Origin of the sequence: Robertmurraya korlensis NBRC 107688, assembly GCF_001591645.1 — a bacterium.
GTDB lineage: Bacteria > Bacillota > Bacilli > Bacillales > Cytobacillaceae > Robertmurraya_A.
Genome location: NZ_BCVH01000013.1, coordinates 83,085 through 107,595, shown reverse-complemented (window position 1 = coordinate 107,595; position 24,511 = coordinate 83,085). Strand labels below are relative to the sequence as shown.

Annotated in this window: 23 protein-coding genes and 1 riboswitch; of the genes, 18 read left to right on the top strand and 5 right to left on the bottom strand. The window is 37.6% G+C overall.

All coding sequences use genetic code 11. The features are described from left to right. Positions 1 to 118: 118 nt before the first annotated feature. The 7 genes from thrS to BKO01S_RS16640 all read left to right on the top strand — a co-directional run bounded on the left by thrS (position 119) and on the right by BKO01S_RS16640 (position 8,526). Positions 119 to 2,047 carry a threonine--tRNA ligase gene (thrS, locus tag BKO01S_RS16670; RefSeq protein ID WP_066056655.1) on the top strand — a complete coding sequence of 643 codons (1,929 nt, stop codon included), beginning with the start codon at positions 119 to 121 and terminating at the stop codon, positions 2,045 to 2,047. Between the two features lie 254 nt (positions 2,048 to 2,301). Further along, positions 2,302 to 3,399, top strand: coding sequence for an ATP-binding protein (locus tag BKO01S_RS16665; RefSeq protein WP_066056633.1), 1,098 nt, complete (start codon positions 2,302 to 2,304; stop codon positions 3,397 to 3,399). A gap of 231 nt (positions 3,400 to 3,630) precedes the next feature. After that, positions 3,631 to 4,320, top strand: a complete 690-nt coding sequence (locus tag BKO01S_RS16660; protein ID WP_066056630.1) for a Na-translocating system protein MpsC family protein — start codon at positions 3,631 to 3,633, stop codon at positions 4,318 to 4,320. Between the two features lie 139 nt (positions 4,321 to 4,459). Next, on the top strand, positions 4,460 to 5,158 hold the full coding sequence (locus tag BKO01S_RS16655; RefSeq protein WP_066056627.1) for a Na-translocating system protein MpsC family protein: 699 nt from the start codon (positions 4,460 to 4,462) through the stop codon (positions 5,156 to 5,158). 106 nt (positions 5,159 to 5,264) lie between these two features. After that, positions 5,265 to 5,642: a hypothetical protein gene (locus BKO01S_RS16650; RefSeq protein ID WP_066056625.1), complete on the top strand. Its 378-nt coding sequence runs from the start codon at positions 5,265 to 5,267 to the stop codon at positions 5,640 to 5,642. A 95-nt stretch (positions 5,643 to 5,737) separates the two neighbouring features. Then, positions 5,738 to 6,313, top strand: coding sequence for a TetR/AcrR family transcriptional regulator (locus BKO01S_RS16645; RefSeq protein WP_066056622.1), 576 nt, complete (start codon positions 5,738 to 5,740; stop codon positions 6,311 to 6,313). Positions 6,314 to 6,420: 107 nt separating this feature from the next. Continuing rightward, on the top strand, positions 6,421 to 8,526 hold the full coding sequence (locus BKO01S_RS16640; protein ID WP_066056619.1) for an MMPL family transporter: 2,106 nt from the start codon (positions 6,421 to 6,423) through the stop codon (positions 8,524 to 8,526). A gap of 53 nt (positions 8,527 to 8,579) precedes the next feature. On the opposite strand, the gene BKO01S_RS16635 is transcribed toward BKO01S_RS16640, so the two are convergent. Next, positions 8,580 to 11,606, bottom strand: coding sequence for an efflux RND transporter permease subunit (locus tag BKO01S_RS16635; protein ID WP_066056616.1), 3,027 nt, complete (start codon positions 11,604 to 11,606; stop codon positions 8,580 to 8,582). 326 nt (positions 11,607 to 11,932) lie between these two features. Here BKO01S_RS16635 and BKO01S_RS16630 point away from each other — a divergent pair, with 326 nt between their 5' ends. After that, positions 11,933 to 12,340 carry a GNAT family N-acetyltransferase gene (locus BKO01S_RS16630; RefSeq protein ID WP_369691001.1) on the top strand — a complete coding sequence of 136 codons (408 nt, stop codon included), beginning with the start codon at positions 11,933 to 11,935 and terminating at the stop codon, positions 12,338 to 12,340. A gap of 450 nt (positions 12,341 to 12,790) precedes the next feature. Here BKO01S_RS16630 and bioB read toward each other — a convergent pair whose 3' ends face one another. Both bioB and BKO01S_RS16620 read right to left on the bottom strand, forming a co-directional pair. Next, positions 12,791 to 13,783 carry a biotin synthase BioB gene (gene bioB, locus BKO01S_RS16625; protein ID WP_066056613.1) on the bottom strand — a complete coding sequence of 331 codons (993 nt, stop codon included), beginning with the start codon at positions 13,781 to 13,783 and terminating at the stop codon, positions 12,791 to 12,793. A gap of 23 nt (positions 13,784 to 13,806) precedes the next feature. Beyond that, on the bottom strand, positions 13,807 to 14,397 hold the full coding sequence (locus tag BKO01S_RS16620) for a biotin transporter BioY (RefSeq protein WP_066056610.1): 591 nt from the start codon (positions 14,395 to 14,397) through the stop codon (positions 13,807 to 13,809). Positions 14,398 to 14,643: 246 nt separating this feature from the next. Here BKO01S_RS16620 and BKO01S_RS16615 point away from each other — a divergent pair, with 246 nt between their 5' ends. Next, positions 14,644 to 14,919, top strand: a complete 276-nt coding sequence (locus BKO01S_RS16615; protein WP_066056607.1) for a hypothetical protein — start codon at positions 14,644 to 14,646, stop codon at positions 14,917 to 14,919. 45 nt (positions 14,920 to 14,964) lie between these two features. Here the strand turns inward: BKO01S_RS16615 and BKO01S_RS16610 are convergent, their stop codons facing one another. After that, positions 14,965 to 15,732, bottom strand: a complete 768-nt coding sequence (locus tag BKO01S_RS16610; protein ID WP_066056604.1) for a class I SAM-dependent methyltransferase — start codon at positions 15,730 to 15,732, stop codon at positions 14,965 to 14,967. Between the two features lie 172 nt (positions 15,733 to 15,904). Here BKO01S_RS16610 and lepB point away from each other — a divergent pair, with 172 nt between their 5' ends. The 9 genes from lepB (at position 15,905) to BKO01S_RS16565 (ending at position 22,973) form a co-directional block, all read left to right on the top strand. Continuing rightward, a complete protein-coding gene (lepB, locus tag BKO01S_RS16605) occupies positions 15,905 to 16,444 on the top strand; it encodes a signal peptidase I (RefSeq protein WP_066056601.1) in 540 nt (179 codons plus the stop codon). A gap of 114 nt (positions 16,445 to 16,558) precedes the next feature. Then, positions 16,559 to 17,038 carry a DUF2243 domain-containing protein gene (locus BKO01S_RS16600; RefSeq protein WP_066056599.1) on the top strand — a complete coding sequence of 160 codons (480 nt, stop codon included), beginning with the start codon at positions 16,559 to 16,561 and terminating at the stop codon, positions 17,036 to 17,038. Beyond that, positions 17,025 to 17,837: a cytochrome c oxidase assembly protein gene (locus BKO01S_RS16595; RefSeq protein WP_232311264.1), complete on the top strand. Its 813-nt coding sequence runs from the start codon at positions 17,025 to 17,027 to the stop codon at positions 17,835 to 17,837. Before BKO01S_RS16600 ends, BKO01S_RS16595 begins: the two co-directional genes overlap by 14 nt. 156 nt (positions 17,838 to 17,993) lie before the next feature. Next, positions 17,994 to 18,101, top strand: a riboswitch (guanidine-I (ykkC/yxkD leader). Between the two features lie 76 nt (positions 18,102 to 18,177). Further along, a complete protein-coding gene (locus BKO01S_RS16590; protein WP_198158833.1) occupies positions 18,178 to 19,173 on the top strand; it encodes an ABC transporter substrate-binding protein in 996 nt (331 codons plus the stop codon). Positions 19,174 to 19,196: 23 nt separating this feature from the next. Continuing rightward, the gene (locus tag BKO01S_RS16585) at positions 19,197 to 20,012 is read left to right on the top strand and encodes an ABC transporter permease (protein ID WP_232311263.1); all 816 of its coding nucleotides are present in this window, start codon (positions 19,197 to 19,199) and stop codon (positions 20,010 to 20,012) included. Beyond that, positions 20,013 to 20,807 carry an ABC transporter ATP-binding protein gene (locus BKO01S_RS16580; protein ID WP_066056593.1) on the top strand — a complete coding sequence of 265 codons (795 nt, stop codon included), beginning with the start codon at positions 20,013 to 20,015 and terminating at the stop codon, positions 20,805 to 20,807. 41 nt (positions 20,808 to 20,848) lie between these two features. Continuing rightward, positions 20,849 to 21,568 (top strand): urea amidolyase associated protein UAAP1, encoded by a 720-nt coding sequence (locus BKO01S_RS16575; RefSeq protein ID WP_066056590.1) that lies wholly within the window; start codon positions 20,849 to 20,851, stop codon positions 21,566 to 21,568. A gap of 13 nt (positions 21,569 to 21,581) precedes the next feature. Further along, positions 21,582 to 22,232: a DUF1989 domain-containing protein gene (locus tag BKO01S_RS16570; RefSeq protein WP_066056587.1), complete on the top strand. Its 651-nt coding sequence runs from the start codon at positions 21,582 to 21,584 to the stop codon at positions 22,230 to 22,232. 18 nt (positions 22,233 to 22,250) lie between these two features. Then, positions 22,251 to 22,973, top strand: coding sequence for a 5-oxoprolinase subunit PxpA (locus tag BKO01S_RS16565; protein WP_157077401.1), 723 nt, complete (start codon positions 22,251 to 22,253; stop codon positions 22,971 to 22,973). A 222-nt stretch (positions 22,974 to 23,195) separates the two neighbouring features. Here BKO01S_RS16565 and BKO01S_RS16555 read toward each other — a convergent pair whose 3' ends face one another. Then, positions 23,196 to 24,305, bottom strand: a complete 1,110-nt coding sequence (locus BKO01S_RS16555) for a chitobiase/beta-hexosaminidase C-terminal domain-containing protein (protein ID WP_066056581.1) — start codon at positions 24,303 to 24,305, stop codon at positions 23,196 to 23,198. Positions 24,306 to 24,511 lie beyond the last annotated feature (206 nt).

Below are 24,511 nucleotides of genomic sequence, written 5' to 3'. Positions count from 1 at the left end.
CTGCTACGATACAGCAAAACGAAGCCACCTTTTAATTTTGAAAGGTGGGAAGTTGGGTGGAACCACGAGACAAACACACTCGTCCCTTGTTTTAGGGATAGGTGTGTTTTTTATTTTTATAAAGGAGGAATTTTTAATGGAAGTAATTATTCAATTTCCTGATGGAAGAGGAAAGAGGTTTAAGAAAGGTATAACTTTAGAAGAAATAGCTCAGGGTATAAGCCCAAGTCTTCGGAAGAAATCAATCGCTGGAATAGTGAACGGAAAGATTGTTGATCTTAAACGAGAGATTCATCAGGATGCAAGAGTTGAATTAATTGATCGAAATTCTGAAGAGGGTGTTCGGATTATGAGACACTCAACTGCGCATGTGTTAGCTCAAGCGATTACACGCTTGTATAAAAATGTTCATCTATCTATCGGTCCGGTGATTGATAATGGATTCTACTATGATGTTGATTTACCGGAAAGCATCACAGTCAATGATTTAGGGAAAATCGAAAAAGAGATGGAAAAAATTATTGCTGAAAATCTAGATATTAAAAGGGAAGAATGGTCTAGGGAAGAAGCAAAGAAGGTTTATGCACATGAACCTTACAAGCTTGAATTACTTGAGGCCATCCCTTCTGAAGAAAAAATAACGGTGTACCGCCAAGGTGAGTTCTATGATTTATGTAGAGGTCCACATATACCGTCCACTGGATATGTAAGAGAGTTTAAATTAACTCATGTATCGGGAGCTTATTGGCGAGGGGATAGCAATAATAAAATGTTACAACGTGTCTACGGAGTTGCTTTTACTTCAAAGGAAGAACTCGAGGAATATTTCCACTTTTTAGAGCAGGCGGCTAGGCGTAATCATCGGAAGCTAGGAAGTGAGCTTGAGCTGTTTATGTTTTCAGAAGAAGCACCTGGAATGCCATTTTATTTAACAAACGGACAATTGATTCGAAATGAACTGGAGACATTTTTAAGAAAGATTCAAAATTCTTTTGACTATAAAGAGGTTCGTACTCCATTTATGATGAATCAGAGGTTATGGGAGCAATCGGGTCATTGGGATCACTATAAAGAAAATATGTATTTTTCTGAGGTGGACGAACAAAGCTTTGCTTTAAAGCCCATGAATTGTCCTGGACATATGCTGATATTTAAGGATAAGCTGCGTTCTTATCGTGACCTTCCGATTCGTATGGCAGAGTTTGGTCAAGTGCACCGGCACGAATTTAGTGGTGCACTAAATGGGTTGTTACGGGTAAGAAGCTTTTGCCAGGATGATGCACATATCTTTGTAACACCAGAGCAAATAGAAGCCGAAATTTCTTCTGCTCTGCAGCTAATTGACTATGTATATAAAGTATTTGGGTTTGATTATAGTATCGAGCTATCGACAAGACCGGAAGATTATATGGGAGAAGAGGAATTATGGGATCGTGCCGAAGGATCTCTAATGAATGTTTTGAATCAACTGGGTCTACCTTTTCAAGTTAATGAAGGGGACGGTGCATTTTATGGGCCTAAGATCGATATCCACATAAAGGATTCTTTAAAAAGGAGTCATCAGTGCGCTACGGTTCAACTCGATTTTCAAATGCCTGAGAAGTTTGATCTTTCCTATATTGATGAACAAAACAAAAAGGTCCGACCTGTTGTAATTCACCGAGCTGTATTTGGCTCCCTTGATCGTTTCTTAGGTATCTTAATCGAACATTTTGGAGGTGCCTTTCCTGTTTGGCTTGCTCCAGTTCAAGTTAAGATCATACCAGTGTCAAATGAGGTTCACCGAGAGTATGTGAAGAATATAAAACAACAACTAAAAAAGGAAGAAGTTCGTGTGGAGGTCGATCTCCGTGACGAGAAGCTTGGATATAAAATAAGAGAAGCACAAATGAAAAAGATTCCTTATATTTTAGTCGTAGGTGACCGTGAACTGGAGAATCAGTCGGTTAGTGTGAGACAATACGGATCTAAGGGTTCGGTAAATATGGAAATTGAGAAATTCATGAAAATCTTGCAAAAGATGATTGTGGAGAAGGTGATTTTTTAGTACAAAAAACTTTACGAAAATACTGAAAACGAATTGAAAAATGGAAGAGAATAGTATAGTATTTACTTTGGATGCAGGGTTTATCGCCTTAATCTATTGAACAATCATATGGATGAGAAAAATGTAGGTTAACGGACTCTAGATATAGAAGCTAGATTTTATAGCCACCATAAGCATTAGGATTTTTTCCTATTGCTTATGGTGGCTTTTTATATGGGTTTATCAAAAATAGAGAAAGGAGTGTATCCTGCCTGATGGCTAATATTGGTGATGTGAATAACAGTAATTTATTAAAGGAATTCATTGATACTAGCATAAAAAAAGACTTTTCTATCCTCTCAAAGAGCAAGGATACCTTTTTGGTTATCTGCTCGCAAGGAAATATTAAATATGCCAGCCAGCCTAGTGAAGACCTTTTTGGCTATTTAACCAATCATTTGCAGCGGCTAGGATTGAAAGACCTATTCGATACAGCAGTACTAAATGAAGAGCATTCCTTTTTTGAAGGGTTTTCACAAGGGAAACGAATGACCTTTGAATCGAGAATAATGGAGAAATCTCGCAAGACTATCGATGTGATAGTTACGAGCTTACCGATTTACTTGAAAGACCAATTAATCGGTTCCTATATTATTCTTGAACCATCTATCATCAAAAAAGATAATAATGAGGTGATTGATCAGTTAGCTCAGTTGTCTGAAAAGCGCGCCACTGCCGGTCACTTAGCAGCTGGAATCGCTCATGAGATCCGTAATCCAATTACAGCCATAAAAGGGTTCCTAAGGTTATTAAAAGATGAATATGAAGGTAATGAAATTTATTACGGAGTGATTGATTCGGAGATTGAGAGGATAGAACTCATCCTTAAAGAGTTGATGGTGCTAGCTAAGCCAAATAAACAAAAGTATGAAAAGGTAAATATTCAGCTATTACTTGATCAGGTAGTAACCCTTATGGAGTCACATGCACTATTAAACAATATTCAGCTACTGAAAAATTATCATCTTGATAACGCTCTACTTATGGGAGATAATAATCAATTAAAACAAGTGTTTATTAACTATATAAAAAATGCCATAGAAGCAATGCCTGCTGGTGGAAATATTCATATTGAAGGCAGAGTATTGACTGATTTGAGTATAGAGGTAACTATTATAGATGAAGGAAGTGGAATGCAAAAGGAAGTTCTTGATCGGGTAGGGGAGCTTTTTTTTACTACAAAAGAAAACGGAACAGGCTTAGGGATGCTTGTTAGTCAACAGATTATAAAGGAGCATAAAGGTACCATTCTAATTAAGAGTAATTCAGGAGGTACATGTATTAAGGTACGATTTATGCCTAGAATGAACTAGTTAGAATTTTAAATTTCATCTTGTTAACTGATGAGAGAAATGTTATGATACTCTTTGTCTAATGTCTTGCTGTCATTAGTTTTTAAGCGATTATTTTTTTATAAATAACAATTTTATTTATTTTACTCTGTTGATTGGTAAATGGTAGAAACTATTATATAGTCGTCTTAACCGTGGCCTAACTTCTTTCCTGAGAAGTTAGGCCTTTTTATTTATGTAAGGGGGATATGAATGCTAGCTACGCAAGATGATTTGCATGCTCTCAGTAGTTCATTTAGCAAGCTGCTTAAGAGAGGATTCGGGAAAGGACCTCAGACGTGTTATGCCGTATTAAAAGGAAACAAGCTTTACGTTTACATACGTAGTTTTATGACACCTGCTGAAGAAATTCTATATGGTAATCACCAATACAATTTAATTGCAAAGTTTCGAACCTCCGTTATTCGTACACTCTCCGAAGAGTTCTTAAAAGAATCGTCTAAGCTTTTAGGTGTACAATTTGAATCCTTTTATCAAGATTGGAATTATGATACAAATTCAGGTTTGTTACTTTTTGTTTCAAATTCGGTCAATGTGGATACAAAGACAGAGAAAATGGGTAGTGAAGGAATAAACAAGGTAATTCGAACGGTCGGTGCTCGATTTCACAAATTACCGGTTGCATTACGAACTGTACCTTCTCCTACCAATTCCTATACGATTGAATTAAAAGGTGTATTGCTCCCAATTGAAAACTTACTTTATGAAAGAGGAGAAACGGATCTGTTACTTACCCAAGTACGAAACATAAAAAATGGGTATTGGGTGCACAAAGTGATTATTGAGGAAGCATTGAACCGTTCCATTGAAGATATTTTTATGATGTGGGACTATGTGGAGAATAAAAATTACATAATTTTCATTTTTGGGAGAATAAATTGATTGAAAAATGAGAGAAGTGGACGAAAGCTCCACTTCTTTTTTTGTTTTGGTGAAAAGATAAAAATCATAAGCAATGGGCAACCTTAAGAGACATAGTAAGATTTTGGGATATTTAAATTTGAAAGAGAGGGTAACTAGTATGTCTACAGAACCACTTCAAGAAAAGCTTATGAAGCTAAGCAGCCTTACCAGCAAAATGTTACGGAAGAATTTTGGGCGTGGTCCAGATTCTTGTTTCGGATTTGTTAACGGTCCATTTCTTGTACTCTACATACGTGGGTTTCTTTCACCCATGGAATCTGTATTGCTTGAAAGTGGGAACTTAGACAATATAGATATGTCCCGTACAATAGTTATGAATAAAGTCTTAAATCACCTAAAGGGAATGCTCGAAATCGAGTTTGAGATTGATGTGAAATCAGCGTACCACGATTGGAATTATAATCAAAATACAGGGATGATCGCCATTGAATTTGATAGAAATATAGCTGGGGCATTTGTAAATAATGAAGACACCTCAATCTTGAAAAACTTAATTAATGAGGTAGATCGAATAAGCATTATCGTGCAGAAGAAACCGGAAATGACCGATGCATTTTCCATTTCTCCCAAAGTATATTTAGTCAAAAGAGAAGGTATTTTGATTGAGATTGAAAAGTCCTTAATTGCTAAAGGATATGAGGAAACTCTAATGGTAACTAAAGATGAATTAGAAAAATCATACCTTCATCATAATGGACATTTTGAAGAAATTTTTAGCCGGCCGGTTGCAGATATTTTTGTAGATTGGAACTTTCATGCTGATAACAGTATTATGTGTTTTATACTAAAGAATTGACTTTGAAAGGTTCATATCTCCATATTAACAAGTCAAACAACCTAGGTTTAAAAGTAATTGGATTCGTTCATAAAGGTAGTAGACTATTCCCTAAAGAGGTGTCTTTATGAACGAGCTTTTGCAAGAGCTTTTCCATTCCAATAATCAATTAGTGACTTTAATAATAGGTATAGTGTTTATTTTTATAATCGTTACAATTGTTCGCTCTGTATTTCGAGTGATACTTCCATTTGTTGTCATTGGACTAGTCATGGTCGTTTTTCTTGGACATTCCCCTGATGATGTGATGAATAAAGGGAAGCAATTTATCGCTCAAGGCTCAAACTTGATTCAAGACCTTTTGCCTTTCATTCAGTCAGGTGGCCAGGAAAAGGATGGGGGATTTCCGGACACACCACCAGGATTTGCTCCATTTTCTGATGAAAATGAAAACAAAGAGATTTTTAAAAATGATGAAAAGGACATTGAGATAAATAAGTTTTAAATAGTCGTTTTTGAGCACCACAACTGTACACAAAGAAAAGTAATCCTTTTTTCCTCCATAAGGTTTCATTATAATTAGTGAAGAGGTGAAAGCTTATGGCACGTGAACGGAAATTTTCCAATGAAGAACTGTTTCGGTTAGTAAAGAAAATGCTTCTTCAACATGGATATGAAGGGTTTCATTTCGGTCTTCTAGCGGAACAACTTGATATATCTAGAGGAGCTTTATATAAATATTACGAGAACAAAGATGAGTTAATAACAGATTTTATGTTGTTTGAAATGCAGTTATTTATTGGGGATTTAGCTCAGATAGAAAATCAAGGAGACTTTGAAGCCCAGTTTGATTTCCTTATGAAGCTTATTTTTGATAAAGCAGAGGTTCATCAACTCATTTCGGTCGTCCAGCAAATGGGATCTAGTTCAAATGACAAAGCGAAAGTGAGTAAAGAACGGTTGGAAAAGCTACCGTTAGAAATGTATCACTATTTACAAAGTTTTATTTCACTTGGAAAAAAAGAGAGGAAGCTTAAGGAGCATATTCCGGATAGTGTCATGCTTGGATTAATATTTCAGTCTATCGCTATTCCTAATCATTTTGGTATTCCGAAGTCCGTTTGGGTAGAATCCATAAAGGAAATCATTAGTAAAGGAATGTTTGCACATTCATAATTGACACAACTGTCACTTACGCTTGATAATAAGGGTGGCAATTGTGTTTTTATTTTTAGTTTAAGTTACACTTGTGTCACTTAAATTTAAATTAAGGGGAGAAAACCATGAAATCAATACTCAAGAGAATTACTGATCGAGTTTCCACCAGAAAAGGAACTTGGGTTACATTAGGTCTTTGGGTCATAGTAACAGTCCTTCTTGCCATACTTGCACCAAGTGCAAAGGATTATGAATCATCCAATATTACTTCATTACCTAGTGATGCAAAGTCAGTTATTGCTCAGAATAAACTTGATCAATATTTTAAAGACAATGACGGAATACCGGCGATCCTCGTATTTCAATCAAGTGATGATAAAGAAGTGAATGTATCTGAATTAGGGTCATTTATCATGCAGGTTGAAAAGGTAGAGGGGGTTAAGGACATTGTTCCAATAACTACTTTGCCACCACAAGCCACAGCAAGCTTCTTTTCAGAAGATAAAAGCACTGTTATCCTGCCAGTCACTTTTGAGGCTGGCTTTGAAGCGAAAGAGATGCGGGCCTCTCAAGAAGAGATGTTGGATATTGTTGAGGAATCTACGGATTTAACGTTAACGATAACTGGACCTGCTGGTATTGCGGTCGACGCTCTTGATTTGTTCTCGCGAGCAGATGTTGTACTCCTTTTGTCAACTGTTGGCCTTATCCTTATATTGTTAATAGTGATCTACCGTTCACCACTACTAGCTTTCATCCCACTTCTTGCTGCTGCATTTGTATATGAAGTGGTGAATCAAGTGCTTGGTTTAATGGGGAAAGCGGGTTTACTTATTAACAGCCAAACATTTTCAATCATGACGATTTTATTATTTGCAGCCGTCATTGATTATTCATTATTTGTCTTTTCTCGCTATCGAGAGGAATTGAAAACGTACGATAGTAAGCATGAAGCCATGAGAGAAGCAATGAGGGAGACGGGATTACCAGTTTTCTTCTCTGGTGGTACAGTCCTTGCTGCGATGTTGGTATTATTCTTCGCAGAATTTGGGGATTACCGAAATTTTGCACCTATTTTTGCAACGGCAATGCTTATTATTATGATAGCTTCGGTCACACTAGTTCCTGCCCTTTTTACCCTATTCGGAAGAAAATCGTTCTGGCCTAAGATTCCTAGAGTTGGGGAGGAATCAGTTAAAGGAAATTCTTTCTGGAGTAAAATTGGCCGTAGTGTAGTGAAGAAGCCAGTTGTTTCAACGGTAGCAATTGGGATTATCTTGATGGTATCGGCATTAAATATGTTCAATCTAAAGTACGAGTTTGATACGATGAAGTCCTTTCCAGAGGATATGCCATCTAGGATAGGGTATGAGATATTAGAAGAAAAGTTTGAAAAGGGAGATTTAGCTCCAACAACGGTCTTGTTAGAAGCTTCGGAGCAAGTCACGATAGAGCAGCAGGACGCAATCATGAAAGAACTGCAGAAACAACCACTTGTTAGTAGTGTTCGTCCAAGTGGTGTAGCAGAAGACCAAAAAGTGGTTCAATTTACGCTTACCTATACAGAAAGTCCATATGATAGTGAAACGATGGATGCGTTGGATAAAACAAGAGACAATTCCCAGAAAATAGTAAGGGATGCAGGTCTTGAGGGTGAGCTTTATTTCGCTGGCGAAACAGCCAATCGAATTGACGATCGTGCAACGAATAACAGAGACCTCGTCGTCATTGTTCTGTTAGAGTCCATTCTCATCTTTGCTATGCTCATTGTAATGACAAAGTCGTTCAAGCTACCTTTATATATGATGGGGACCATTTTATTATCGTTCCTGGCTGCTGTTGGGTTAGGGATGTTCCTAACAAACCTATTTTTTGATATTGATACGGTTAGTAACCGTGTCCCGCTTTACTCCTTCGTCTTCTTAGTGGCGTTAGGAATTGATTATAATATCATTCTTATTTCAAGGTTTATGGAAGAAAGGAAAACTCACCCAGTCAAGAAAGCAGTTGAAATTGCTGTTGCCAATACTGGCGGTGTGATTTCTTCCGCGGGAATCATTCTTGCTGCCACCTTTGCCGTGTTAATGACTCAACCGATTCAACTATTATTCGTCTTTGGATTTATTGTGGCGGTAGGAATTTTATTAGACACCTTCTTAATAAGAGGGATTTTATTACCAGCACTGCTTGTTTTGTTTGAAAAAGATTCGTCTTTGCAAAAAGGGCAATAGGGATAAAGTAAGCCAGTCACACAAATTTCAGTGACTGGCTTTGTTTTATGCTTCTATACTTCTATACTTTGTTCGTTTGCTAATTGAGTTCGTTGTTTCTTAGACTTTTTAAAATGTAAAAGCTCATAAATCACCGGTATAACCACAAGAGTAAGTAGGGTTGCTGCTGCTAATCCCCCAATAACAACTACAGCTAAGCTTTGGGACACAAGGGCACCTGTCTCTGCCTTTTTAAACAGAAGAGGGAGCATGGCACAAATGGTTGCAACAGCTGTCATTAAAATCGGGCGCATTCTCGTTGCAGTAGCTTCTACAATCGCTTCCCGAATGATCATGGTTTGTTCGTTTTGTTTAATACGGTCTAACAATACAATCGCATTCGTGACAACGATACCAATCAACATAAGGGCACCCAAGAGAGCCGTTACATCCACAGGAATTCGGCTAATCACTAGTCCAAGCACAGCACCAATCGCTGCAAGTGGAAGGGAGAATAAAATAGCGATAGGAGCTCTTACTGTTTTGAAAGTAATCACCATGATTAAGAAAACTGCTCCGATGGAAACAATCATGGTCATAAATAAATCAGAGAAGTCATCCGCTTGTTGAACACTAGCACCTCCAACAAAAATTTCTACATCATCAGATAGTTTGATTCCACCATTTCCCTGAACACCAAATATAGCTTCATTCATTTCTTTTGAGATTTCAGAAATGCGTGCAGAATCAATATTTGCAGTTACTCGAACATATTGGTCTCCATCTTTATGAAAAACACTCGTTGATTCTTCGCGTTTCGTAATCGAAGCAACCTCAGAAACAGGGACTAAACCCGTTTGAGTCATAACAGGGATATCATTAATCTCATCAGCTGTAGATGGAGATAATATTGGTTCCAATAATACAGGCGTGTCTTGTTCTTCTAGTTGTATCATACCAATTGGCATAGCATTCAGCATGGCAGCCAAACTTTGAGCGGTTTGTTCAGAGTTTACTTTACTGGAGTCCACTTCAAGTGAAAAGACTGTTTTCTTTTCTTCAAAATTGGTAGAAACTTTTTCAACACCATCAATTCCCGAAATCTCATCCTTCACTTTTAAAGCTGTTTCTTCTAGATTTGTTAAGGAATTACCCATCACATCGATCGTGACTTGGGAAGAAGAGCCAGACATCATCGAACTAGCTGAAACCGTAAGCTGGGCATCACTATAATTCTCTTTTTCACCTTCAATCAGTTTGATCATGCGATCTGTATCATTTTTATCTTTAAGAATAATAGAAAAGCTGGTTGCTGTAGGTGATTTTACATCCCCGTATTGAGCAGCTTCCGCAGAATTCCCCATTTGAGTAAAGTTATGTTCAACCTCTTCTTGTTTAAGAATAAATTTCTCTAGTTTGAGAGAGCCTTCCTTTACCTCGTCAATAGGGGTATTATTCGGGTACGTTAGATTGGCCACGATGAAATCGGAGCTTGAGTTATCCATGGCACCTTTCGGCAGCGTTACATAGGTTACAATCGATCCAGCAAAAACAAATAGTGCTAGGAGGAGGACTGCCCATTTATGATTGAGTGACCAAGTTACTAGCTTAATGAATTTTACCGATGGCTTATGTTCTGGCAGCTTTGTATTTTTCAGCAGGCCTGCGCTCATAAGTGGAACAACCGTTAAGGCTACGACTAATGAAGCGAGCAGGGAATAGGTAATCGTTAAGGCAAATGGAAGCATGATATCCTGAAGTGACCCACTTACAAGACCGATAGGTAGAAATACTGCCACGGTTGTTAAGGTTGAAGATGTGATGGCTGTTCCTACTTCTTTTGTTGCCTCTATTACTAAAGGTACTGAGAATTTTTCTTTTTGCATTTTACGGAATATATTTTCGATCACTACGATACTATCGTCTACTAAACGACCAACTGCTACTGCCACTCCCCCTAAAGTTAGAACATTAAGTGTAATTCCTGAGCGTGACAGGAGGAATAATGTAAAAGCTAGGGACAATGGGATAGACACAATTGTAATAAAGGTCGAACGAATGTTTCTTAGAAAAAGCATAATCACAATCGTTGCAAACAATGCTCCAAGTAACACTTCCTTCATCATTGTGTGTACAGAGTTTTCAACCATATCGGTTAAGTCTAAAACCACTGTTGTCTCTGATTGGCTAAACTTCTCGTTCAGCTCCTTAATTGATTTATCGAGCTCTTTACTGATGGATACGGCATTGGATGCACTATCCTTTGTCACTATTAGGAAAAGACCATCTTCCCCATTAATGTGATTCAACGTATCATTGGGTTCTTGTTTATCAACAGTTGCGATATCTTTTAAACTTACCCCTGGAGATACTTGTAGGTTTTTTAATTCATCCAGACTATCGATACTGCCAATCACTTTAATATTACTTGATTTACCATCAATCGTTTGCTCGCCTACAGCCATCGATGAATTCTGTCCCTGTAACACGGTCATGATGGTTTGAAATGGAACCTGAGTTTGTGCCAGCTTTGCATTATCTATTTTCACAGATACATAGGAAGTCGCTTCACCCATGGTTTGTATATTAGCAATACCATCAATATCTTTTAAAACGGGAACAATTTCTTTTTTAGCAAACTCCACATTTTCTGCCGTTAATCCATCTTCGAACGTGATTGAAATCTGTGAGATTGGAATCATATTCGTATTTAGTTGAATAATATTTGGTTTTGACACGTTTGGTGGAAGGGTAAGCGTGCTCAGTGCATCTTGTACCTCTAGCTTCGCATCCTTCATATTGGTTTTGGAGTCGTAAAAGATATCAAGCTTTGAATATCCGTCTCCTGTAGTAGAAAAGATATTTGTTTTTCCTTTTACTCCTTCGAGTACCGTTTCCATTGGATTCGTCACTTGCTTTTCCATCGTGTCAGAGTCTGACCCTTGACCTAGTACAACAACCGAAACCTGTGGCTGGTCAGCTGCAGGAAAGAATTCCATAGGTAATGTTGTGTAGCTTAGGATCCCTAAGCCGAGGACCAAGATCGTAAGAATGGATACAGCCGCTTTGTTACGAAAGGCCCATCTTGTAAAAATAGACATTGTAAAATTTCCCCTCTCATGGTAAAAACTAATAATAATCACAAGATGTATCTTAACACATTTTGTTCATGACTAAGAACGGTCTGGAGACCGATAACGTAATACTTACAAAGACTTAATATAAGGGTGTTCTTGAAGTTAATTTAAATTTTTTATTAAAATTGTTCGTTTTATTGAATGTTTGTGCCTTTTGAAGATAAAGGATATTCATTCAAAACAGAGGGAGAAGAAATAATGTATGTACTAGAGACAGACCGATTACGATTGCGTGAGATGAATTTTTCGGATGTACCTCATTTAATGAGATATTCTCCGATCCTATAGCGATGAAATACTATGTATCTACCAAAACAGAGGAAGAAGCGGAAAATTGGGTTAGGTGGAATCTTACTAATTATAACTCCATAGGGGCAGGTCTCTGGATTTGTGAATTAAAGGACAGTGGTAGGTTTGTTGGTCAATGCGGGATTGTCCCACAAGTGGTGGACGATAAGGTTGAAATGGAAATTGGTTATTTATTTTCTCGAAACTTTTGGGGGCAGGGTCTAGCTACTGAGGCAGCTAATGCGGCTAAAGAGTTTGGGTTTCATCAGTTACATTTACAAAAGCTAATCTCGATGATTTATAAACCAAACACGCCTTCTATTCGAGTAGCAGAGAGAATAGGAATGTCATATGAAAAAGAAACAATGATAAAGAATCGAGAAACTTTCATTTATTCTATAAATATATAACTTTATATAAGTGTTAAAAAGGCAAGCACATCGGCTTGCCTAAAGACTAAATTAGTTTACATATTCCACTAATTTCTGGGGATAGCATGTTCTAAAGGCCAACTTAGTTCACCAATTCCACTAGTTTCTGGGAATAGCATGTCCTAAAGGCCAACTTAGTTCACCTATTCCACTAGTTTCTGGAAATACCATGTCTTAAAGGCGAGCTTAGTTCACCAATTCCACTAATTCCTGGAAAACATATGTCCTAAAATTCAACTAAGTTCATAGATTCTACTAGTTTCTGGAAATAGCATGTTCTAAAGGCTAACTTAGTTCACCAATTCCACTAATTCCTGGAAAACGCATGTCCTAAACAACTTAGCTCACTTATCCCACTAGTTTCTCGAAAATACATGTCCTAAAGATCAACTTACTTCATGTATTTCACTAATATCCAGAATTCATCTTTTATGCCGTGGATTCTTCCTTAGCAAATTCTATTTCAAATCCTAGATCTTCTAACATTTTGTGATCTGCTGTGGTTTCTTGCCCAGCTGTGGTTAAATAGTCGCCGACAAAAATAGAATTAGCAGGGTATAATCCGAGAGGCTGAAGACTTCGAAGATTAACTTCTCTGCCACCAGAAATCCGAATTTCTTTTGATGGATTAATAAAACGCATTAAGCACAGTACTTTTAAGCAATAACGTGGATTTAGTTCGTTTACTCCTTGAAGTGGTGTACCATCAATGGCATGAAGGAAATTAACAGGAATGGAATCCGCATCCAATACTTTTAGGCTTCTTGCCATGTCAATAACATCTTGTTTCGTTTCCTTCATTCCAATAATGACACCGGAGCATGGAGAGATGCCTGCATTCTTTACTAGCTCGACAGTGTTCACTCGGTCTTCATATGTATGGGAGGTTGTAATTGATTCATGGTGATTCTCTGACGTGTTTATATTATGATTGTATCTGTCGACTCCCGATTCCTTTAGACGCTTTGCTTGAGTTGGGTTGAGTAGACCTAGGCAAGCACAAACTTTCAGACCATATTTTTCTTTGATCTCTTCTACTGCCGAGGTGACAATTTCAACTTCTTTGTCGCTTGGACCTCTCCCGCTTGCGACAATACAGTACGTGCCGGCATTTAGATGATAAGCCTGTTCGGCACCTTGGAGAATCGTTTCCTTATCCATCATCCGGTATTTTTGGATAGGTGCGCTTGAGATGCTGGACTGGGCACAGTAACCACAGTTTTCTGGACAAAGTCCAGATTTGGTATTAATGATCATGTTCAGCTTTACTTTGTTACCGTAATAATGACTTCGAATTGTATAAGCTGCCTGAAGAATTTCAAGCAGCTCATTGTCAGGGCAATGTAAGATACGTAACGCCTCATCGTTCGTGAGCTGTTGCCCTTTTAATACATTAAGAGCAAGTGCTTTCCAGTTATTCACCCTTATCTCCTCTCTTTCCGCCTTTACGCAGTTCTTTTTAAATGCTTAAAGCTTCCTTTTGATAGAACAGTTCTTTCCAGTCTATAAGCAAGAGTTGCAGCAACAACAGTTAGAATAATATCTTTTGGCATTGGGACAACCATCCAAGACCATGCCATTTGGTAAGTAAAACCTTCAGGAGCTGCAGCCCAAAGTTTGTACGCAAAATACATCCAGTTTGTTCCAAATGCGTAATTTATAACAAGTCCAACCATAGCAGCGGTAATAAAGGCAGGTAGAGAACGTTTCTTTTCAACGATTTTCCCTACAAAATAAACGGCAATGATATAAGAGACAATAAAGCCAAATGTGGGACTTAACAAAGTTGAGAATCCAGCACCGAACTTTGCAAAAACAGGAACACCTACTAAACCAACTAGCGCATATACACACATGGAGATTGTTCCTAAACGGCTACCTAGAATCAAACCTGCTAAGATAGCAAAAAAAGTTTGTAATGTAATCGGTACTCCACCAACTACTAAGAATGGTGCAAATGATGTAATATTTGCTCCTATAGCCATTAAAGCAACAAACATGGCTGACAATGTCAGATCAATCGTTTTTAACTTCATAAAAAAATCCCCCTTGTTTTTTTTGTATAAATAAAGAATAAAATTTCAGAACCTTTTTTGTCAACTAAATATTTTTTAGGTTAACAAAAGAATCGTACCATAGAAAAATGGGGGGAGAATTTCTATATCCGAAATATACAAAAAAATGTCATAAATTAAACAATAACCTTATGTGAAATTATGTTTCTTTTTCCTTATAACCGTAGTAAAATACGCTTATAAAATGGAAGGGAAGAGAAGAGAAAGATGAAGTTTCCTAAAAATGTAATACTAGATTCTGTTGCAGAAAGAAAAAATCATGAAGGCTATGGGTTAGAATTTGTTCAAGAGCTTGGAAATGATGATGCTGGTTACTCTGAAATGGTAGTTATCATTTTTAAATATGAAAACAAATACTACAGTGTTGATATTCAACATGTGAATGGTGAGAATAACTACGACCATTGGGACGATGAGGTTGACTGCCCGGAAGTCGTTCGAAAAGAAGCTATACAGTATTATTGGGAAGAAGTTAAACAGTAAACCACATGAAAGGCACCAAGATGATGAAATCTTGGTGCCTTTTTATTATTCCTTGATAGCAATGACACAAATCCTTTTGTAATCCGCTATCCATTTACTACCGTTGTATATACTAGGTTTTAATTGATTTTCAATCTTAGTTATGACCTGTTCTAGCTTTCTTTCATCTAATCCATTGAAAAAACTTAATGCGAACATCTTTATCCAGTTACTCAGACCGTTTGGCCCTTCAAGCGGTGTGGGTCTATCATAGTGATGGGCAAAGGTAACTTTAAAACCGATCTCCTCGAGTAATGATGAATACTCACCAATACTAGGATAATACCAAGGGAAATCCGTTTTGTTGGTATCGCTACCTAGTTGATTGTAAATTGCATCGCTGATCGTTTGCACATTCCCCTTTCCACCAAATTCCGCTACGAATCTTCCACCTGTTTTTAGACTATTATAGATACATTGTAAAGCTTGTTTAGGTGGTTTTACCCAATGAAGAGTGGCGTTAGAAAATACAGCGTCAAATTCACTTTTAAAAAGTAGTTCTGTTGCATCCTGGACGAAAAATGGTATTTCAGGATATTTTTCTACTGCTTGTGTAATCATATTATTTGATTTGTCTACCCCAATCACTTGAACACCTTGATCAAATAATCTTTTCGCCAAATCACCGGTTCCACACCCTAAATCAAGAATTCGCTCTCCCTTGCTTGGTGCTAACATATCAATGAGACTTTCCCCATAGTTTGAGACAAATGAGTGATTGTTATCGTATAAATTCGCATTCCATTGATCTGTTTGATTTGAAATGGTCCCCATAACCAACATCTCCTTTATTTTAAATTATCAAAATTTTAACACATTTAAGCGTTTGAGAAAAATTTTCCAACTTAATTGTGTTATGGTATAAGTTAAGTGGGTAAAAAAAGGGGAAAGTAAATTAATCTACTACAGTACTAATGGAATGATTTGATTAAGGAGGAAAATTAGTGTGAGTGAGGCTACCAAAAAGGAAGTATATTCTTGGGTTAAATCCATCGTTTTTGCTCTTATTGTTGCTATTATTTGTCGTAACTTTCTATTCTCACCTGCTATCGTTTACGGGGAATCGATGTTACCCACCTTTCAAGAGCATGATCGGCTGTTGCTAAGTAAAGTATCTGAGATTCAACGATTCGACCTTGTCGTATTTAACGCTCCAGATTCAGATGAGAGATATATAAAAAGAGTTATTGGATTACCTGGAGATATAGTAGAAGTAAAAGATGATACACTTTATATCAATGGTAAACAGATCGAAGAACCGTATTTAGAGGATATAAAAAAAGACCTTTTATTTGATAAACTGACAGGAGATTTTACACTCGAGGAATTAACAGGGGAAGCAGTGGTACCTGAAGGGACTTTATTTGTTATGGGAGATAACCGACTTCACAGTAAGGATAGTCGTTTTTTTGGTCCTATTCCCATTTCTTCGTTAATAGGAGAAGTGAAGCTACAGATTTATCCAAAGATAGGTATGCCTGAATAATTGTAATAAATAAATCTTAAGATAACCGACTTCGAACACGAAGTACGGTTATTTTTTTTATCTGGTGACATGATATGTTTTGTAAAGGAACTTCAGGTAATAAGGAGAAGAACTATGACCAATAGCAATGAAGTGTATACAAAAAGTAATTTTTGGTCCGGTTTTCTATTTGGGATAGGACTAGTAGCGTTTATTGATGAGGCTGTTTTTCACCAATTATTACATTGGCATCATTTTTATGACAAACTCACAACTGAAATGGGATTAATTTCAGACGGGTTCTTTCATGCATTTAGCTGGTTTGCAACCATAGCAGGATTATTTCTATTCTCCCATCTCCGGAGACAAAAGGCTTTGCAGATCCCTACATGGGTAGGTGGCATTTTTCTTGGTGCTGGTCTCTTCCAATTGTATGATGGAACGATTCAGCATAAACTGCTGCGTCTTCATCAGATTCGATATGTAGAAGATGTCTTATTTTATGACTTGGTTTGGAATATGATAGCGGTTGTTTTGGTAGTAGTAGGTATTCTCCTATCGGTGAATAAACCAAAAAGGGAGAATTGGGAAGGTATTGTTAATGGGGGGCAATAGTTATATTCAAGCAATATGTGGTACGGAGAATATGGTTAATGGTTCTAAGTTTTTACTCCTTCCTTTTACGGTGCTTTTGATTATTTATGTAATAGCTGCACTAAAGCAAGGAAAGAAGTGGCCCCTTTACCGTTGCTTGTTTTTTAGCTTATGTTTTTTATGTGTAGGTATTTCTTCTATAGGACCGCTAGCCATTCGTTCCCAAGTTGATTTTAAGGCACATATGATAAACCATTTATTATTGGGAATGGTAGCCCCGTTACTCTTGGTATTAACTGCTCCAATGACCCTTATTCTTCGAACGCTACCGGTGTTTTTTGCCCGCAAAATCTCCATGGTCCTAAGGAGTTTTCCACTCCGTTTTTTAACTCACCCGATCGTTGCAGGTGTTTTAAATATAGGTGGTCTTTGGTTATTGTACACTACAAATTTCTATGCTCACATGCATGAACATTCCTTGATTCATTTTCTCGTACATTTTCATATTTTTATGGCAGGTTATATATTTACGTTATCCATTATTCCCATTGATCCATTGCCACACCGGTTTTCTTTTCTATATCGAGCCATAGTATTGATTTTTGCTTTAGCAGGTCATGGGATTCTCGCGAAACATATTTACGCACACCCTCCTATCGGAGTACCTGTTAAACAAGGTCAACTGGGTGGGATGATTATGTATTATGGGGGAGATATAATTGATAGTCTAATGATCTATCTTCTCTGTCAAAAATGGTTTGGCTCAAATCGGGTAACTATTGGAAGGAGAGAACGAAGACAAAAAGCTTTACTTCAATGAGAGTAAGGCTTCTTTTGCTGGTAAACGTGAATAATAAATAAAAACCATGTTAGAAAATGTAACACGTGTATTGGGGTAGGTTCTGATTCCATATATACTTGATTTAACTTAGATATTAAAAACTATATAAAGGCTCTCTAAGAAGAACGGTGAGAGCAAAAAGCTGTCTAGGGTTCCGTTGATAGGATGTATGATCAAGTCTGGTCCAAGAGAGAGCGTATAGAAATTTTTCTATATACACGGAAGGATAAAAGCCTGGGAGATTCATTCTCTCATTCTTTTATCCTTTTTTATTTTATTTAAACCAAAATCTAACAATGAGGTGAAGAGGATGAGAAGAATGAAGTTTTTATTTTTAGCGGTCGTATTGGCTGGAACCATGTTTTTAAGTGCTTGTGGTAGTTCGTCGAAGGAAAGCTCTGGTAGTGAATCAAAAACTATTAAAATTGGTTTTAGTGCTCTCCCTAGCTGGTACTTATGGCATCTAGTTGATCAAAAGGGATTTTTTGATAAGTATGATGTTGATGTTGAACTAGTATGGTTTCCTGTCTATGCTGACTCGTTATCAGCCTTAAATACTGGGAAAATTGATGGGAATACGCAAGCTTTATTAGATGCAATCCCTCCTTTAGATAAAGGGATTGATTTAAAAACGATTTTTATTACGGATAACTCAATAGGTGGCGATGGCATTGTTGCTACTAACGATATTCAGTCGGTTGAAGACTTAAAAGGTAGATCTGTAGGAACTGAACTTGGAACTATTGAACATTTCTTTTTGCTTACAGCTCTAGAAGATGCCGGTATGCAAGAGTCTGATGTGAAATTTACCAACCTAACCGTTCCTGATGCAGGGAATGCTTTCCTTTCAGGGAATATTGATGCAGCTGGACTTTGGGAACCATTCTTAAGCAAAGCGATTGCTAAAGAGGGAACACATAAGCTTGTTACTTCTGCCGATTATCCTGGGTTAGTATCTGATGTGTTTGTTGTACGAGAAGATGTAACAAAAGAGAAGCAAGAAGAGTTGCAAAAGGTTGTAAATGCTTGGTTTGATGCGGTTGCCTACTTCGAACAGAATCCAGAAGAATCAATTGGCATAATTGCAAAAGAGGCGGGTATTACCGTCGAAGAACTAACAGAAGGGTTTAAAGGGTTTAAAATGTTTTCCCCTGAAGAGAATCTTTCATCCTTTAAAGAGGGAGATAGTTACGATTCATTCTATTACACGGCAGAAAAAAATGCAGAGTTTTTAAAGAGGCAGGGTTATGTAGATGGAATACCTGACTTTACTGACTTTGTTGATTCATCCTTTGTGGAAAATGTATCCAAATAAGTTGAATAGAAAGGATGAGAGAAATGAAGCTACAAAAAAATAAAATAATGAGGAACTTAACGTCAATACGTGAAGAGGTTCCAAAAAAATGGTATTTATTCGGAGTAATCATTACCTTTCTATTATTTTTCCTTATCTGGGGTGGCTTTAGTTTTATTCACATAGTTGATGAGGTCTTTCTCCCAACGCCAAATGCAGTGGTCCTTTCGTTAGCAGACTCCTTTGGAAACCCCGAATTTTGGGGGCATATCGGGATTAGTGTATATCGTGTGTTTATGGGGTTTTTACTTGCTTGTGTGATTGGAATTCCACTTGGAATCATGGCAGGAACTTTTAAGTTTGCTGAATCCTTTATTTTACCAATGTCAGAATTTATCCGTTATATGCCCGCGGCAGCATTTATCCCACTAATTATGGTTTGGGCTGGAATTGGTGAGACAGCAAAGATTTTAGTTATTTTTATCGGCTGTTTTTTTCAGCTAATCTTAATGGTAGCAGATGACACGAATCGGGTAAGTAAAGACCTTCTATACGCCTCTTATACACTGGGTGCTAACCGGATGCAGGTCATTTTTAAAGTGATCATCCCGGCGTTACTTCCCAAACTAATGACTACTCTAAGACTCATTATGGGCTGGGCTTGGACATATTTAGTCGTAGCTGAGTTAGTAGCCGCAAATAATGGCCTTGGTTATTTCATTATGAAGGCACAGAGATTCCTAGATACAGAGTCAATTTTTGTAGGAATTATCGTTATTGGTCTTCTAGGATTAATTATTGATAGAGCCTTTGCGATTGCCAATAAAAAATTATTTCCTTGGGTGGAAGGTGGAAATTAAATGGTGAATATTGTGCAGCCGAAAATAGTCCTAGATCCAGTAGATATAGAGATTGATATCAGTGGGTTATCCAAAATTTATCATACGAAAAATAGTACATTTCAAGCTTTAGAGGATGTGTCGCTATATGTTAAGAATGAGGAATTCGTATCCATTCTTGGACCATCTGGATGCGGGAAATCAACGATTCTTCGCATTTTAGCTGGGCTAGAGGAGGCAACGTCTGGAAGTGTGAAGGTTTCAGGTGAAGAGGTACACGGTCCCAGTGTCAAACGAGGAATGGTCTTCCAGTCTTACACCCTATTTCCATGGCTAACCGTACGTGAAAATATAGAGTTTGGGTTAAAGTTAAAAGGGATATCACCAAAGGAAAGGAAGAATATCTCTGATAAATATTTAGAACTTGTCGGTTTAGAGAGATTTTCTAATTCTTATGGTAAAGAATTATCCGGTGGGATGAAGCAACGTGTCGGAATTGCTCGTTCATTAGCTAATAACCCAGAAGTATTGTTAATGGATGAACCTTTTGGGGCACTAGACGCACAAACAAAGCAGTCGATGCAACAGTTGTTATTAGATATATGGAAAAAAGAAAAAACAACCATTGTTTTCATCACCCATGATATTGATGAATCCATCTTCCTTTCCCAAAGAATTTATGTCATGGATGCACGACCAGGGAAGATAAAGGAAGAAATTAATGCGGATCTCAACCTTTTTAGGAACGGTGAGCTAGTGGAAGTTGAGCGATTTATGAAACTGAAGAAACATATTATCAAACTACTAAAGCATTAAGGGGGCATGTCCCTGCGGAGTACTAAAGGAGGGAATCAATTATGACAAAGGGATGGTCCACAACTCTTTCTCCTGGTGGGAAATGGTCAGGATACATGAAACGAGGGAAATTAATTCGTTTTACTGCATTAGAAGATGGGGCTAATGTGTCTATTCTTTTTTATAATGCGAGGGATTTAACCGAACGCTACGTCATGTCCGATACACTAAAGGCTCAGTTTACCAGTCATTTAACTACAGGGCATGTGTTATTAAGTGACAATGGCCGAGTTTTGGCCAGTTTTATAGAGGATAGTGTTGGCTGGCATGATCCGATAGCTGGTTGTACAACACGTGAAAAAACAGACACTAAATATGGTATAACCACATACCAAAGCGAGCGAAATGAATGGCTTCGAAGTGGCCGTGAAAACCTGGTTGTCGAACTTGCCAGAAATGGTTTAGGTGCACGTGATCTAGTCCCAGTTGTGAATTTGTTCTCTAAAATTACGACGGAACAAGATGGAAGATTAACGTTCCAGAAAGATCATTGCTTAAAAGGTGACACTGTAACGCTAAGGACGGAGATGGACGTGTTAGTTGTTCTTTCCAATACACCAAATCCTCTAGACCCAAAGCCAAACTTTCCGTCGGTTCCTGTCAAAATGGAGGTCCTCCCTTCAAAACCAATCGAAGTGGATGATGTTTGTGTGAATCATCGTCCTGAAAATCAGCGTGCTTTTGAAAATACTTGGGCTTACTTTTCTTTACTAGAAAATTAAAGGAGATGAAACCATGCCTGTTTTAACGAAAGTAGAAAGTCCTCGGAAGGTGGAGGATGCGATATATAGTAAAACGGTATTGGCTGGTAATGGATTTATGCATAAGCTCCTACCTGGTCAGGTCATAAGAATTGTGGACCTAAAAGGAAATCAGTCGGTGGATGCGTTGTTTTTCGATGCTGAGAACCCAGATGACCACTATAGTACAGTGTTGACCATCGCTGAACAAGAAAATATGTACCTTAAGTCAGGCTCTACCCTCCTTGCAGAATCTGGAAAAGGACTTATGACCATCGTCGCTGATACGGTTGGTTGCCATGATGCTTGGTTCAGTTTTTGTTCGGCACAAAGTAATACGGTACGTTACGGTCACGATAAGATTGATATGCATAATTGCCGAGATACTTTTTTGCTTTTATTAGAACAACATAATGAAGCATACACGAAAAGGGACTTACCACCAAGTGTTAACTTTTTTTGTATTGTTCCATTTACTCAGGATGGTGCCATAGAGTTTATTGATGGAATTTCTGCTCCGGGGAGCTATGTTGAGCTTAAGGCTAAGTGTAGCACAATGGTTTTACTCAGTAACTGCTCACAGCTAAATAACCCATGTAATGACTATAATCCAACTCCCATTAAAGTATACATTTGGGAAGAGTGACTAAGGGAGGACAGGTTTTTGGAGAAAATAATTGATTTGAACTGTGATATGGGAGAAAGTTTCGGCCTTTATAAGTACGGAGCTGATACGGAAATGATGCCTCTAATAAGTTCCGCCAATATTGCGTGCGGTTTTCATGCGGGGGACCCACATGTCATGCGGGAATCTGTAGAGTTGGCAACTGAATATGGTGTTAGGGTTGGAGCACATGTAGGATTACCAGATAGACTTGGATTTGGGCGACGTGAAATGCAAGTAAAACCACAGGAGATATATGATTATACTCTTTACCAGCTTGGAGCTCTTGCTAGCTTTTTGCAAAAGAGTAATACATCCTTATCTCATATTAAACCGCATGGTGCTCTTTATATGATGACAGCTGAGAAAAGAGAATTAGCGGAAGTAACAGTGGAAGCCGTTCTGGATTTCAATCCTGGAATTGAGATTTATACATTGCCTAATTCAGAGCTTTATTATGCAGCAAAGGAAGCGAAGTTAAATGTAGTAAGTGAATATTTTGCTGATCGTCCGTATGTAAATAATTATGTGAAAATGTTCGGCTGGACGTTAGAGGAAATCGGCCAACCAAACGAAATGGCGAAAAGATCTTTGCAATGGATTGAGGAAAACTCCGTTGAAACAATTTGTGTGCATAGTGATACAACAAATGCACCAGCAATTATGAAATCGGTTCGAGAAGCCTTATTAGACAATGGATGGCTAATCGGTAGGAAACGTTAATAGTTAAGTAAGTTAAAAATACCCTCTAATTGAAGATAATAAAAAAATAATAAGCACCAAAGTAGTATCGCTAATATGAGAAGTGAGTGTTTAAATAGTTTCATCATAGTATTAGTTTGGGAAATTATGTTTGAAATATTCCATGCTACATAAGGATTTTTCGCTTTTATCACACTAGCATATGAAAAGGTGTCAGACATAGACTCTGACACCTTTTTTGATTTACTTTTTTACTTGTTTAAATACCCATTCAATCATTTCTTTGTTCTCGTACGCAGGTACCCATGATCCATGGTTATATCCAAGATCAGCTGGATATTCAGTATAAATAGGATTACCTCCAGCATTCTGAATCGCTACTATGATGTTTTGTGAGTAAGATACCGGAATAATAATATCATCTACGGCATGGAATGCCCAAATTGGTTTATTTACCAGCGCAGAGGCTAGAGCTGGATCTCCACCACCAGCAATTGGTACCATGGCAGCAAATAGGTCAGGATATTTTATATTGAGATTGAAAGTACCAAATCCTCCTTGTGATAATCCGGTGGAGTACAGTCGGTTACTATCAATATTGTATTCACTTCTAACCTTTTGAAGGATGTCATATGCAGTACCTAGGTCTTGAGAAAATTCAAACACTCTATTTAAACTAATTATGTTATTTGTGTCTCTAGTGATTCCAAATCCACCATCATGTACATTACGTGCTTGAGGAGCGAGGACAAAGGCTGGATGCTTTGCTTGATTTTCAGGAGCTGCCCAGATGACAGCACCATCATTGGCTAAGATTTGCTTTTCGTTGTCAGTTCCGCGTTCGCCACCACCATGTAGAAATAGGACCAGTGGGTATGATTGAGTTGGATCATAATTTTCTGGTACATAAAGGCGATAGGGCATATCATTATAGGTGAAACTTAAAAACTTTGAAGCAATTTCTTGTTTTGTTGTGAATGAATAAGTGAAAGTGGATATGGTACTTTTTGTTTTTCCATTACTAACTTCTAATGCTTTGCTATTTACATTGCCTCTAATGGCAATGGCTTTAACAATAGTATCTTCGTTTACTGTAATAGGCGTAGAGTATAAGGTGCTATCTTTGGAAGGAGTAGTTCCATCCGTTGTATAATAAATATTTACACCTGATGTTGAGGATTGTAGCTCAACTAATTGTGCTTTGTAATATGTACCTGATTCGATGGAGGCTTCAGGTGAAGCAATTAGACCGTTAGAATTTAGATGCTTGGCTTCCCCTATAGGTGTAAATGCTTGCAGTACAAGGACTACTAAAAGTAGTGAACAGATACCTTTCATTACTAATCTTTTCATGAAATCTTCCTCCTATTAATATAGTAAAATACAAGGCTAATCATAAAATATAAGCGCTTTCATAAAAAGATAGCCTTTTTCCTTAATTCATAGGAAAAAGTTTGCAAATCCATTAGAGACAAGAATGAGCTCCATTTTAACCGAGTGGTTTCATAAAAAAGGGTTAAAATCACCTAGGCCGTAAGTCTTGGAGAATTAACACATAA